General features: G+C 58.3%; 14 protein-coding genes. 3 read left to right on the plus strand and 11 right to left on the minus strand.

The annotated features are described in order from the left end of the window. Window positions 1-4: 4 nt before the first annotated feature. Both istB and istA read right to left on the minus strand, forming a co-directional pair. On the minus strand, window positions 5-799 hold the full coding sequence (gene istB / locus VDQ28_RS18140; protein ID WP_323034836.1) for an IS21-like element helper ATPase IstB: 795 nt from the start codon (window positions 797-799) through the stop codon (window positions 5-7). Further along, on the minus strand, window positions 789-2,321 hold the full coding sequence (gene istA / locus VDQ28_RS18145) for an IS21 family transposase (RefSeq protein ID WP_323034837.1): 1,533 nt from the start codon (window positions 2,319-2,321) through the stop codon (window positions 789-791). The genes istB and istA overlap by 11 nt, the downstream gene beginning before the upstream one ends. A gap of 263 nt (window positions 2,322-2,584) precedes the next feature. On the opposite strand from istA, the gene VDQ28_RS18150 reads away from it, so the two are divergent. Next, window positions 2,585-3,133 carry an MIT C-terminal domain-containing protein gene (locus tag VDQ28_RS18150; RefSeq protein ID WP_323037264.1) on the plus strand — a complete coding sequence of 183 codons (549 nt, stop codon included), beginning with the start codon at window positions 2,585-2,587 and terminating at the stop codon, window positions 3,131-3,133. Window positions 3,134-3,282: 149 nt separating this feature from the next. Here the strand turns inward: VDQ28_RS18150 and VDQ28_RS18155 are convergent, their stop codons facing one another. The 4 genes from VDQ28_RS18155 to VDQ28_RS18170 form a co-directional block, all read right to left on the minus strand. Beyond that, the gene (locus tag VDQ28_RS18155) at window positions 3,283-4,152 is read right to left on the minus strand and encodes an OST-HTH/LOTUS domain-containing protein (RefSeq protein WP_323037265.1); all 870 of its coding nucleotides are present in this window, start codon (window positions 4,150-4,152) and stop codon (window positions 3,283-3,285) included. Between the two features lie 173 nt (window positions 4,153-4,325). After that, window positions 4,326-5,144 (minus strand): GH25 family lysozyme, encoded by an 819-nt coding sequence (locus VDQ28_RS18160; protein ID WP_323037266.1) that lies wholly within the window; start codon window positions 5,142-5,144, stop codon window positions 4,326-4,328. Between the two features lie 715 nt (window positions 5,145-5,859). After that, window positions 5,860-6,942: an NAD(P)/FAD-dependent oxidoreductase gene (locus VDQ28_RS18165; protein WP_323037267.1), complete on the minus strand. Its 1,083-nt coding sequence runs from the start codon at window positions 6,940-6,942 to the stop codon at window positions 5,860-5,862. 87 nt (window positions 6,943-7,029) lie between these two features. Continuing rightward, window positions 7,030-7,911 (minus strand): pirin family protein, encoded by an 882-nt coding sequence (locus VDQ28_RS18170; protein WP_323037268.1) that lies wholly within the window; start codon window positions 7,909-7,911, stop codon window positions 7,030-7,032. 104 nt (window positions 7,912-8,015) lie between these two features. Between VDQ28_RS18170 and VDQ28_RS18175 the strand changes: the two genes are divergently transcribed. Then, a complete protein-coding gene (locus VDQ28_RS18175; protein ID WP_323037269.1) occupies window positions 8,016-8,969 on the plus strand; it encodes a LysR family transcriptional regulator in 954 nt (317 codons plus the stop codon). Window positions 8,970-9,351: 382 nt separating this feature from the next. On the opposite strand, the gene VDQ28_RS18180 is transcribed toward VDQ28_RS18175, so the two are convergent. From VDQ28_RS18180 to VDQ28_RS18200, 5 genes are all read right to left on the minus strand, one after another. Continuing rightward, window positions 9,352-9,765 carry a response regulator gene (locus tag VDQ28_RS18180; RefSeq protein ID WP_323037270.1) on the minus strand — a complete coding sequence of 138 codons (414 nt, stop codon included), beginning with the start codon at window positions 9,763-9,765 and terminating at the stop codon, window positions 9,352-9,354. A gap of 18 nt (window positions 9,766-9,783) precedes the next feature. After that, window positions 9,784-10,014 carry a hypothetical protein gene (locus tag VDQ28_RS18185; protein ID WP_323037271.1) on the minus strand — a complete coding sequence of 77 codons (231 nt, stop codon included), beginning with the start codon at window positions 10,012-10,014 and terminating at the stop codon, window positions 9,784-9,786. A gap of 83 nt (window positions 10,015-10,097) precedes the next feature. Further along, on the minus strand, window positions 10,098-10,481 hold the full coding sequence (locus tag VDQ28_RS18190) for a response regulator (RefSeq protein WP_323037272.1): 384 nt from the start codon (window positions 10,479-10,481) through the stop codon (window positions 10,098-10,100). Beyond that, window positions 10,468-10,881, minus strand: coding sequence for a MarR family winged helix-turn-helix transcriptional regulator (locus VDQ28_RS18195; protein ID WP_323037273.1), 414 nt, complete (start codon window positions 10,879-10,881; stop codon window positions 10,468-10,470). Before VDQ28_RS18195 ends, VDQ28_RS18190 begins: the two co-directional genes overlap by 14 nt. A 128-nt stretch (window positions 10,882-11,009) precedes the next feature. Continuing rightward, window positions 11,010-12,956, minus strand: a complete 1,947-nt coding sequence (locus VDQ28_RS18200; RefSeq protein WP_323037274.1) for a hybrid sensor histidine kinase/response regulator — start codon at window positions 12,954-12,956, stop codon at window positions 11,010-11,012. 135 nt (window positions 12,957-13,091) lie between these two features. Between VDQ28_RS18200 and VDQ28_RS18205 the strand changes: the two genes are divergently transcribed. Beyond that, window positions 13,092-13,496 (plus strand): hypothetical protein, encoded by a 405-nt coding sequence (locus VDQ28_RS18205; protein WP_323037275.1) that lies wholly within the window; start codon window positions 13,092-13,094, stop codon window positions 13,494-13,496. Window positions 13,497-13,498 lie beyond the last annotated feature (2 nt).

Genomic DNA, 13,498 nt, shown 5'->3' on the forward strand with positions numbered 1-13,498 from the left:
GGTTTCAGGCTTTGGTCAATACGTGATTGTCCTCCCTCTTTTTCTGCGCCGCGGTGGCTGCACTGGTTTTGAAGCGGAAGCTGTCGTTGCCGGTCTCGAGGATGTGGCAACGATGGGTCAGGCGGTCGAGGAGTGCGGTCGTCATCTTGGGATCGCCGAAGACGGTGGCCCATTCGCTGAAGCTCAGGTTTGTGGTGATGACGACGCTGGTGCGTTCGTAAAGTTTGCTGAGCAGATGGAAGAGCAGCGCACCGCCTGATGCACTGAACGGCAGGTAGCCGAGCTCGTCGAGGATCACGAGATCCAGGCGGACGAGGCTTTCGGCAAGCTGTCCGGCTTTGCCTTTGGCCTTCTCCTGTTCGAGCGTATTGACGAGCTCGATGGTCGAGAAGAAGCGAACCTTGCGGCGGTGATGCTCGACAGCCTGCACGCCAAGGGCTGTCGCGACATGCGTTTTGCCAGTCCCAGGGCCCCCGATCAGCACAACGTTCTGGGCACCGTCCATGAACTCGCCCCGATGAAGTTGGCGCACCGTGGCCTCATTGATCTCACTGGCCGCGAAGTCGAAGGCGGTCAGATCCTTGTAAGCCGGGAAGCGAGCGGCCTTCATGTGATAGGCAATGGACCGGACCTCCCGCTCGGCCACTTCGGCCTTCAGCAATTGAGCGAGCATCGGCACCGCAGCATCAAAGGCTGGTGCGCCTTGTTCCATGAGGTCGGTGACGGCTTGGGCCATGCCATGCATCTTCAAACTGCGCAGCATGATGATGATGGCACCGCTGGCGGGATCATGACGCATGGCGGCCTCCGGCGGTCCGGGCCCGCAGGCCGTCATAGCGTTCGACATTCGCCTTTGGCTCACTGCGCAAAGCCAGTGCCTGTGGTGTTTCGATGTCCGGCCCACCAATCGTCTTTCCGTCAATAAGACGGTGCAGAAGGTTCAGAACGTGAGTTTTGGTTGCCACGCCCTCAGCCAAGGCCATTTCCACGGCGACGAGCACGGCCTGTTCGTCGTGATGCAGAACCAGCGCCAAGATATCAACCATCTCTCTGTCACCGCCAGGCTTGCGCAACATAAGGTCTTGCAGCCGCTTGAAGGCCGGAGGGAATTCCACGAAGGGCGCGCCGTTCCTGAGCGCACCCGGCTTACGCTGAAGGACGGCCAGATAATGGCGCCAATCGTAAATCGTGCGTGGCGGGAGTTGGTGGCTGCGCTCAATCACCCGCACATGCTCGCACAGGATCTGACCCTCGGCAGCGACCACCAAACGCTCTGGATAAACCCGCAAGCTCACAGGCCGGTTCGCAAACGACGCTGGAACACTGTAGCGGTTGCGCTCGAAGCTGATTAGGCAGGTCGGGGACACCCGTTTGCTATGCTCGACAAAGCCATCGAAGGCGGGCGGCAATGGCATCAGCACGGGGTGTTCTGCGGCCCAGACGTCAGCAACATTCCCCGGCAGTGCTGCATGAGGAATCTCATTCCACAACGCCACACAGCGCTGTTCCAGCCAATCATTCAGGGCCGCGAGATCGGGGAAGTCCGGCATGGGTTGCCACAGACGGTGCCTGGCATCCTGCACATTCTTCTCGATCTGCCCCTTCTCCCAGCCGGCGGCAGGATTGCAGAACGCTGGCTCGAACACGTAATGGTTGGCCATTGCGAGGAAGCGCATGTTGACCTGCCGCTCCTTCCCACGACCGACGCGGTCAACAGCGGTGCGCATATTGTCGTAAATTCCACGCCCTGGAACGCCGCCGAAGACCCGGAACCCGTGGCAGTGAGCGTCGAACAGCATCTCGTGCGTTTGCAGCAGATACGCCCGAACCAGAAAGGCCCGGCTATACGACAGCTTGATATGGGCGACTTGTAGCTTGACGCGCTCGCCGCCCAAAACGGCAAAATCCTCGCTCCAGTCAAACTGGAATGCCTCGCCCGGACGAAACGACAGCGGCACGAAGATGCCGCGCCCTGTTGCCTGCTGCTCTCGCTGCCGATCTGCCCGCCAGTCACGCGCAAAAGCCGCGACCCGACCGTAAGACCCATCAAAGCCAAGCACCACCAGATCGGCATGCAGCTGCTTCAGCGTTCGCCGCTGCTTGCGCGACTTGGCCGCCTCCGTCTTCAGCCAACCGGCAAGCTTCTCGGCGAACGGATCGAGCTTGCTTTGCCGCTCCGGTGTCGCGAACTGCGGCTCGATCGTGCCCGCATTCAGATATTTTGTAATCGTATTGCGCGACAATCCAGTGCGACGCGCAATCTCACGGATCGATAGCTTCTCCCGCAAAGACATCCGTCGAATAATGTTCAAAAGTCCCATGTGTATCACTCCGCTGCTCCCCGTTGCGCATCGCGCTGGGGGAAGGGTCACATGGCTCAAATCTCAGTGGAAATTATCCGTCTATCCGGCTCACTTCTGCGTGGAAATCTACAGATGCGACCTATCCGGATGTCGACTTCTATTATTCCGGGTCCGACGGCGAAAAGCGGCGTATCCAGACTGTTGAAGAGCAGGAGTTCCCGCAGTTCTATCATCGAAAACCGGCGCGGGATCCCGGACGGCAGGATGACGCCGAAACAGACGTGGTTGAGGTCGCGCCCGTCGCGGCACAGTCAGCGCCGACCAGCGCCCCGCAGAAACCGAAACCTGAAGAGGGCCATCACGTCTTTGCCGAAAACCGCAAGGGCGTCAGCTATGACACGCTGTTTGGCCCCTATGCCGATGGTGCCACCCGGATCGTGGTGACGGACCCCTATATTCGGTATTTCTACCAGATCAGGAACATGATGGAGTTCGTCGAAATGGTCATTCGGCGGAAAGCGCCTGAGGATCAGGTGGCCATCCATCTCGTGACAGGCCCGCATGACGGTGACATTCAAAAGCAGCGTGAGCTCCTGGAGAGCATTACCGAGGCCTGCACCGGATCCGGCGTGGATTTCACCTGGGCCTTCGACACGTCAGGCAACGCCCATGCACGCGACATCGTGACAGACACTGGTTGGAAAATCGTGCTCGACCGCGGATTGGACATCTTCCAGGCTCCGCTGCGTCGAGACGGTTTCAACCTTGGAGATCGCCTTCAGGACCATCGCATGTTGAAGGGTTTCTATGTGACGTATGTGAGGCAGTAGGCGACCCACAGCGAACCTTGGCCGTCACATCAAACGCTGCAGCGCAGCGTCTTCAAAGCGGACTTTCGTGGAATGATCCGTCGCCACGCTGCAGCCTCCCATTGGCGGCCGTGGGATGACGCATAGCAATTAGGCGACGCCAGCGTAATTTAAGGCGACTTCGCGGGACGCTCCTTCTCCCGATAACAGGCAGTGCGTCGTCCATCCATTTCAAAGTACCGAAGTTCTAAAATATGCGTCTCATGCACGACCTGCCGCCAACTTGCGCATTCATACTTGGCAGGTAGTTCCTCGGGGTACCGCTTGGCTACCCATCTTCCCGCCTCAGCGACAGATGCCCACCCATCGACCGCCAGTGCATCGAAGGCTTCTCGCAAGGCGTTTACGATGCCCGAGGCATCGCAATTTACGTTTCCATCGCGGGAAATACCGTTGACGACTAAGTCTATGACCTCATCGGACTGCAAGGCCTCAGACATCGCCTGCCGCGTTTTCACCAGTGTTACCGCCCATTCCCGAAGTTGTCCAAGATGTTGGTCGATGTGGGCGTATGCGGTGATCAATGTTTCTTGCGCGCCACGGCATCCATCCGAGCTCGCAATGTCATGTTGATCGATAAAGTGGTGAACCAGAGTGTTCCGCAGACGCACCAATTCTTTCAATTCACTCTCGACCCGGACGAACTCTGCGGCCGGTAAGCCAAGCTTAATCTGCATGGCGAACCAATTGACGTTCTCAGGGGAGTTGGTTTCCGTCCCTTCGTTGGGGTCGATTTCACCCGCAACGAAATACGATCCAAGGAGTTCGCCAACCAAGGTGCCCAGTGTCTTAAGGGCTGTGCCGTCGATCTGCGTGGACCGTGCCTGTTCCAAGCTATTCATCGGCCCCGAGAGCTTATGATCCACGACCATGGCTTTGATCAGCCGCTCAACCTGTTGCAGCCGTAACATGCATCGCCCCAGCAAACGCTGAACGTCGCGCTGAAGTGTCCGCAGTTCATCGTCGTTTGACATCGTCATCGTACAATCCGGTCTCAGGCCCACTAACATCAACCATATTCCGACCCGAGATGCGATGCAGCTTGTCATTCTGCCATTCGTGCAGAGCGCAGCGTTTTCGGCGCTCGGAGGTTGGCCGGCGGCGGGAACATAGCCAAAGCCAACCACGTCGCGGGGTTAGCCCGTAGGTCAGTTCAGCGCTGCCGACGGGCCGCCAGCCAGAGGTCCCACGCCGCCATATCGCCCGCGAAAGCATTGAGGTCGCTCTGACCCGCCACACCAGGGACGACACCGGTTCCACTGTATTGCCAGAAGCTCCAGTGTTCACCGGGATACCGTGTCGAGGGATGGTCGGCGACCGCGCGCAGCCAGAACTCGACAGTCTCAAGGGTGCCGAGATCGTTGTCTTGGTAGAAATCCGGCGTGACATAGACAACTGGCGCTGTGCCGTAATGCGCTGTAATCATGCGGGCAAAGGTCTCGATGTCGGCGCGGATCTGCGACGGTGGGGGCCGCAGCCGGCAGGTGGGCGAGTGGTTGTTCCATTCCATGTCCAACACCGGCGGCAGATCACCGGGAACGCGCGGCACGTTGGCAATGAACCAGCGCGCCTGCTCGGCGATGTCACGACACGGGTAATAGAAATGATAGGCGCCCACTGGCACGCCTGCCTCCCGCGCGCTTCGCGCGTTGAGCCCATATCCCGGGTCGAGCCGGTCGCCGCCCTCGGTCGCCTTCAGCCAGGCAAACCGCACACCGGCAGCCCGGGCGGCGACGAAGTCGATCAGCCCGTTATACCGCGCGGCGTCGATGCCGTGGACCGCGTAGTGGGCCGGTGTGAGGCCGGTCCAGTCGTGCGGATCCGTGTCGCCAAACTGCGCGGGAATCCCCGGTGCGCGATAATCACCGGCGTTGAGCACCCGCGGTGCAAGAAGGCCCGGCACCGAGGATTGCCCGCCGCCGCAGCCCACAAGCGCCAACACCAAGGCTAAAAGTGTGAAGATCTTCGTCATCCGCGTCACCAACCCCGTCTGCATGCCCGGGCCACAATCGCATGATGGCCCCGAATTGGATCGTCGAGCATGCCGCCGCCGATTGCAACCAGATCGGCCCTCCCGTCAGCGAGGATTGTCTCGGCCTGTGATCCGGTCAGGATCATGCCGACAACAGCGATCGTCACACCGTCCTCCCTCCAAACATCGGCCGAGACCCCAGTCCCACATCCCGGTGCCACGGGCGGTGGCGAGGTGATGGGCGAAACTTTGGCGAGGGCGTTGCAAACACCAATCACAGGTGAACGGCAGGGGTTTGTGGCGTCAGAACTGTTGGCTGCCGCAAACCCGACGTTGTATCGTCACCGCCCGTTGCGGCCTTTCATCACCGCCTCAAGATGCTGCGATGCGGCCCGTCGAAGCGGCCATTGGTGCGCGGTGCAGCATTTTGTCGGCCAGAACGTCGGTCTGGCGGGACGACGCTGACACCGATGTTCTGGGCGCGAAGGACCGCTTTTATAACTATGTGACTACGGCAAAAATTCGGGCGGTGAAATGCCGCCATTTGAAGCGCACTTCCCTGCTTCTCAGCGAAAAGTCGAGGTGAATGGCGTCGGAGTTCGTGTTTATGACAGTCGTCATTCCTCATGGGCATGGGAAGAATCGAAGGATCCAAGCGACCTTGTCCAGATCGCGACGTGGTCGCTTGGGCTTCGGCGTCATGGTTCGCAGCCGCTCAGGAACGGTTCAGCAGCTTGTTGTATTTCTTCACGAACAGGTCCTCGCCCTTCATTTTGCGCGTCAGGAAGTCCCCGGCGGTGAATAGCCCGAGGAAGGAAGCGCCGCGCTTGGGTCCGAGCGGCACGAGGATCGGTGCTTTCGGCCCCCATGGCTTGTAGGGCTTCATGTCTTCAATCTGCTTGCCCGCGATCAGCCCCTTCAACGTCGCCTTGAGCCACGGCGTCTGACGGCTGGCCGCGACAATGGTCATGGCGTCGCCGGCATCGACCACGTCACCGGCAGCGAATACATTGGGCAGCGACGAGGGGCGCAGCCAGCGATCGACCTTGATCCGGTTCGCGGTGCTTTTCTGTGCCGCGGGCAGAGCCGCCAGCACTTCGGAACTGGCGCGAGAGCCGAGGACGGGGAAGATGAGGTCGAAGGTGTGCTCTGATCCATCCGACAGCGTCAGGCTTCCGGCGTAAGGCTCGGTCAGGCTTTGCAAATTCTCCGCCCTCTTGCCAAGGATCAGCGTCACGCCCGCATCGCGCAGTTTTCGGGCCAGCCCGTCGCCCAGGCTGTGCGGCATGGTGGGGAACAGGCGGTCCAGATCGGAAATCAGCGTGATTTTCTTGCCGGGCATGGCATGGGCGATTTCGCCCGCCAGTTCGGTGCCCACGGCCCCGGCACCGACGATGCCGATGCTGCGCGCCGCCTTCAGTTGGTCGTAAATCCGCCGGTTGGCTTGGCGCAGCCCCTTGATGTCGTCGCCGACGGGTTTGAACGGCATGGCGTTCGACGATCCGGTGGCGACCACGATATGATCCGCCTCGACCCGCTGGCCGTTGTCCAGCGTCACGCCGCCGCCGTCGATGCCACTCGCGCGGGCGCGGATGACGCGGCCGTTTTTCAACAGCTTGTCATAGGGGATCAAACCCTGGTCCAGCAGCGCGGGATCGACAGCGGCGCGGATCATTGCGGGTGCATGCACGAAATGACTGCGCGGCTCGATCAGCGTGATGTCGGCGTCATCGTCGAGCGATTTTGCCAATTGGACGCCAATATAGCCGCCTCCGATGATGGCGATGCGGTTGGACATGAGGGTGTTCCTTGTTATGTGCCCGTCGACGGATGATCCGCTTTGCGGGAAAATTGGTTTGGGTGCGCAGGGACGCGGTGTTGCCGGTCAGCCGGCTGCTGCCGGATAGTTGATCTGGCCGTATGTGCCCGCGCGGAATTCGCGGAAGGCGTCGGTCAGTTCGGCCTCGGTGTTCATCACAAAGGGGCCACGGACCGCCACCGGTTCGCCAATCGGCCTGCCACCGAACAGCAGCACGTCAAGTGGCTCGGCACTTGAGTTGACGAGGTCGATTTCGGTGCCTTCGTCCGCCAGCATGAACGACCGGTGTGCGGCGATTTCCGTGCCACTTACGACAGCGCCCTGGACGGGCAGAAACCCTGCAACGGGCAAACCCTTTGGCAGCGCCACCGTTGCCGACCCCGTGGGTTCGATGCGCACATGCCAGATGAATTCGCTCGAAAAGATTGGGATCGGCGCGGTGCTGCCATTGTAGCTGCCCAACAGCACCTTGAGGTGGCCCCGACCGCCCGGCAAGGCCGCAACCGGCAAGTCTTCGGCGCGGACCGGCAAATATTGGGCAGGTTCCGCCTTGTGTTTGGCGGGCAGGTTGACCCAGAACTGAAAGCTGTGCAGCGTGCCGCCGTTTGTGCGAAGATCCGTGGCGATCATCTCGTCATGCACGATGCCGTTGCCCGCCTTCATCCATTGCACGCCACCGGCGTTGACGGTGCCGTGTCCGCCGGTGCTGTCTGCATGGGTAAGCGCACCTTCGAGAACATAGGTAAAGGTTGCGATGCCCCGGTGCGGATGCGCAAAGGACCCGTCAGGATCGCGCAACTCGCCGGGCGCGATGTCGCGCGGCGGCAAGTGATCGAGCAACATGATCGGCCCCACAAACCGCGTCGCCGCATTGGGCAGGGCACGGGCGATGATGAAGGGCCCGGCCTGATCGGGCTGGACGTCGTGTTGTGAAATAACCTGTTTCATCGGGTGTGTCCTTTTGTTGAGCCTGTTTTAGTCCTTCAAAAGATGAATTAATAATTATATGTTTTGCGGCTCTATATAAGAACTGCTTAACATGTGGGTTGCCTATGAAACTGGATCAACTGAAGGTGCTGCGCGCGGTGGTCGAAACAGGAACGGTCAAACTGGCGGCCGAGGCCCTGAACCGCACGCAGCCTGCGATAAGTCAGGCGCTGAAGGCGCTGGAGCTGCAAACCGGGACCGAACTGTTCGACCGCTCTGGCTATCGGCTGGAACTCACACCGGTTGGCAAGCGGGTCTATCTGCAATCCTTGCGGGTTCTGTCCGAAGCAGAGGATCTGACCGCGTTGATCAAGCATTTCGAGAAAGGCCAGGAGGAGACGATCACCATCGCCCTCGACGCCGCCGCCGATCCGGATATCCTGACGCCCGTGTTGATCGGCGTCCAGGAACGCTTTCCTGACACGCGCGTGATCCTGCAGGCCGAGGTTCTGTCTGGCGCGATTCAGGCGGTGCAATCGGGGGCGGCCGCGCTTGCCGTGGCCCCCGCGATCCAGGTCATGCTGGAAGAGGCAGGTTTCGACTACAGGCCCGTGGGCACATCGGTCATGCGCAACGTCGCGGCGCCGTCGCTTGTCGACGCGATGGGCGCCAGTCGGACACTGACCGACCTTCGGCGGTTCCATCAGATCATCGCGCGCGACAGTGGCCAAGCCTCTGGTTTGCTCGACCGCGAGTTTGGTGTCCAGAAGGGGCAAAGGCGGTGGTATGTCAGTGACCTGCACATGAAAAAACACTTGCTTGCAAGTGGTCTTGGCTGGGGGCGCCTGCCCGAACATTTGATTTCGCAAGAACTGGCGCAGGGCACGCTGCAAGAGATCAAGCTTCCTGATACCCATCTCAGCTTTGACATCGAAATCTTTGCCTTCCGTCAACGCAAGCCCATCACCGGGCCGGTCGCCGCCTTCATCTGGGAGGTTTTCGGGGCAACGTCCCTGTCATTCGACAAACGCGATGGAAAAAAAAGGGCTGACGCAGCATCAGTCCGCGACCAAAACTGACCCTATCGAGGGATGAGACGATGCAGATCGAGCACGAGATCGGCGAAACCAAGGGGCGGTATTCCGTTTCAGGACCGTCGCATGAAGTTCTCGCCGAGCTTTAACGATCATTTTCATGTCTGGTTATGCGAGCGAAGCAACGGTCCATGGCAACGGTTTGCGTCAAGAGGCGATCCGATTGATGACGCCAGTCAGGCAGTCGGAACTGATTGCCGCCGTTGAAAACGCGCTCTCAATTTCGAACGAAATTGAACACAAGCACACGAAGTAGATTTATTCGGCACGCAACGGATCATATAAATTGAGAAGCCATGCGTCGGACCGGAAATTTCTCTACGTTTTCTATCAGTTAAACACCTGATATCCCAAGTTCTTGCCTTTTTTAGCGCGCTATCAGACCAATATCGTCAGAAATCGCATCGACAAAGGCTTGCCGAGGGAATGGTTTGTAGAGCGTCTCACCAACATTGATGCTTCGTGCCTTTGCAATCAGTTCTGCAGTATCCGCCAGAGATCTTGCACCACCCGTAATGAAACGCAGCCGGATTCTCTGATTATAAGGCTGCAATCTCGTGATGGTCGCAATGCCGTTTTCACGTTCCATATGAAGATCGAGGAAGACGATTGCGTTGCTGTCGGAATTGACCAAGGCATCGACCAATTCGTCGCTGCTCGCGAATATCTGAAACTTGTATTCCGTACCGTCGAGAATTTTTCCGATAGTTGATCGGAACTCGGGGTCGTCATCCGTTACGTAAACAGTTGTTTGCACTTGCTTGACCTTTTCAGCCAACATTTTTCATCAGGTGAAATGTCAAGAATGCTGCGCATGCGCAAGGAATGGCGCCGCATCAAGGCACTGCTGACTGTCCCGCTGATTTATGGCGGCAATTTGATCGGAAATACGTGTCAGGCTGATCTCAATGGCTTTGAGGTCAGCGCTTGCATCCGAACGCGTCGCTCTGCCAACCGCACCGAGGAAATGACTGAGACCATTCAGCACATCACGGGTTTCAGCGAGGGCATCTCGTGCAGTTTTATCCATGCGATCTTCTCCAAAGCGTCAACATTCCTTGCTACTAGCAACAATATTGGCGTTAAGCAAGGTTTCTCCGTTATTTTTCCACTTCAAGTTGCTAGAGCTGTCGCTACCGCCTTCAGGAAAGTGGCTTTCCGAAAGGGCTTTTGCAGGAATACGACAGCCCCGCTGATATCCGCGATGGCGGCGGTTGCTTCCAGATCCATGCCGCGCTTGCCGCCCGATATCATGATAATCGGAATCGAATATTCTTGCGACGTAATCGCATCCATGATCGACACAGCGTGATCCTGACCCAACCAGAAATCAATGATGGCGAGGTCGAAGGACCCTCCCTCCGACAGGTTTTGTGTCGCGACCTTTGCGTCATCGGCCTCGGTTACATCGAAGTTGTCAGGCGATAGAAACGCGGCGATGACCGCTCGCATTTCGGGATCGTCTTCGACGAGCAAAACTCGTTTACGGTCGGTCAACGCTACGGCCCCCGAAATTCAAGGTAAGGGAGCGAACAGAGTTGATGAACTGGGTTTGATCGTCAAGAGGAAGGGCACGAATACGCTCTGCGGCACCCAAAATCGGGTCCTTTGCCAGGGTTGCGATGCCCTGTTTCGTCAACGCGATCGTGTTGGTGCGCGCGTCCTCGCGGCTGGTTTTTTGGCTCACCAGATTGCGGTTTTCCAGCGTTGCGACGGCGCGGGTCACCGGCGCGCGCGTCAACCCCAGATACTGAGCAATCCAGCGAACCTCGCAGCGGTCGTCGGGCATCCGCGCCAAATAGCGCAGGATTGACCATTGCAACGGCTGAATGGCCGACGAGTTCTTTTCCGGGTAAATATCGCGGACAAACCGTTCGAGCAAAACGATTGCAGCCATCAGTCGTTTGTCATCTACGTCTTGTTGCATGCCACCAAGCTGCGAAACCCAAGTCAAGCACCATAGGCACACGAATTCGGGCTTGGTGCAAGTTCATTGTTACTAGCAAGGAAACACCCCCCCGGTCATCAATCGGGTTCGCCTGTTCCAACCAGCACTTTGGACAGCGCATTGAGCAAGTCTGCGCGTCTGACGGGCTTCATCAAATGGATATCGGACGGCGCAAATTCATGGTCTTGTTCCGTCTCCTGTCGCGTGTAGCCCGTCAGGCAAATGCACGGCAGGTCTGCATCTATGCGCCGAAGGGCCGTGATCAAGGCGGGCCCCTGAAGATTGCCGGGCATCACCACATCGGTCAAAACGAGGTCAAATGGCCTATTATCCTTGAACACCTGCAAGGCCTCGTCGCCATTCCGGGCGGTCGTGACCAAATACCCGGCACTTTCCAGAATACGTTTCACAATACGCATGACCTCCGCTTCATCTTCGACATAGAGGATCCTGTTGCGCGCCATGGCAGGATGAACCGGCACAGCGTCATCAGCTTTGATGGCAACCGCGCCTTGATCCACGGCTTTGAAATAGAGTTTGAACGTGGTTCCGACACCGATTTCAGACGTGACGCGGATCGCACCGCCAGACTGGGCGATAAAGCCCTGCACCATGGAAAGCCCCAGACCAGACCCCTGGCCCGCAGGTTTCTCGGTGTAGAATGGCTCGAAGATCACGTCGAACTTGCCCTCTGGAATGCCGTGACCGGTATCGCTGACGGCCAGCACGACATACTGACCCGCCGCGACCCCCTCCATCGCCACAGAACCGGGATCGTCTCCAACACGGATGTTGCTGGTTTCTATGGTGATTTTGCCGCCGTCCGGCATCGCATCGCGGGCATTGAGGAGGAGGTTGATCAGCGCGTTCTCAAGGGATGTCGCATCCAGTTCAACATCCCACAGCCCCTCGGCAGATATATTCTCGATGGTGATCGTCTCGGGAAGAACGCGGGCGGCCCAGTCCATTGTGTGTTGAATGCGCTCGCTCAAATTGAGGCGTTTTGGCTCAAGATGGGCTTGCTGGGAAAAGCTGAGCAGGCTTCGCGTCAGATCGGCCCCCCGCAAGGTCGCCTTGATCGCCGCTTGCACCAGCCCGCGCATGTCGTCCTTGCGACTGTCCTCAAGGCTCAATTCGAGATTGCCAAGGATGATGGCCAGCAAGTTGTTGAAATCATGCGCCACCCCGCCGGTCAACGTGCCGATGGCCTCGATCCGTTGTGATTGACGCAGGCGCATCTCGGCCAGCCGCAGGTCCGTCAGGTCAATGCTGGTGCCAACATTCTCAATGTGCTTGCCGTTTTCATCCAGGTTGGGTTCTTCGATGACGCGGATATACCGGATCTCGCCATCGGGGCGCACCCCGCGGAATTCGAAGATCTGGGGCTGACCCGTGGCCAGCCGCTGAATTGCCTCCAGAACGAGCGGCTGATCGTCGCGGTGTATGTAGAACAGGTTCGGCGTGAACCCTGCTGTCCGCGCTCGGAATTCGTCGGGGGTCAGGCCGAAATGTGCGGCGTGCTGATCGGAACAATAGGTGCAATTGCCAGTCGCGACATCAAAGGTGAAGTGGCCAAGGCCCGCAATGCGAACCGCCGTATTCAGCCGCTTTTCGCTTTCGGCAACCTTGATCGCCTTTTTTTCATTCTCTGACAGCTCTTTTTGCAGCGATGTTTCAAGGCCTCTCTCAATCTCGCGAAGCGCCTTGATACTGGAATCGCGCTGATCTCTCAATCGCCCGAGCCAGACACCAATCAGCATGAAGAACACCGACGCCAAGACAACCTGCCTCAAATCCGTCGACAACAATTGCGACCCCAGCACGGCAACATGTGCGTGAACCAGAACGGCCACAGTTATCATTCCGGCAAGAAAGCCGGCGTATGTTCCGCCCATGGAACCCGCAATGGCAACCGCTATGCCGAGGAGTAAAAACGGAATGGGTATCCAAAATTCCCAAGCATATCCGGCCTCGATGACAAGAGCCGTGATGACGGCGGGCAGGACCCAGGCAATGTTCTTCATCAAAGTGCTATCCGCACAAAACAACCCATTCAAACGCAACTCCCAACTGACGTCACCAAGGTTCGTTTAGATAGTTGAAACGAGAGTGCCACAACTACGATGTGCAGCAGATATCGTGAAACACGATGGCCCGAAATGCAACCGATCAGAGAAGCGGCCTTGCGATTCGTGCATGCTGACGTTGAAGAAAACGAAGCAAACTTATCGGCCTCAGATAGTGCAACTTTGACCACAGCCATTGTCATTTTGCGAAGTGATGGCCCGGTTTCGGAGACTGCGCCCCAACAGATAGGGCGCATTCAAGAACTCCTCGACACCCTTCTGGCTCAGGAAACGCTCGGAGAACGCGGCGTTTTTGATCGGATCAATGATCCCGATCTCGGCGCAATCGGCAAAGTTAAAACGGTTCCAATTCTGTGGGAAAGCGGCGCTTGTATCAATCAGATCCGGCAGCATTTCCAGAAGGTTCTCATCATGCGGGACCTGCTGCTCGCGCGCCTGGATGCAGAAGATCAAATCGCCTGGACGAAAGTCGCATGACG

This window comes from Pararhodobacter sp. (genome assembly GCF_034676545.1).
Classification (GTDB): domain Bacteria; phylum Pseudomonadota; class Alphaproteobacteria; order Rhodobacterales; family Rhodobacteraceae; genus Pararhodobacter.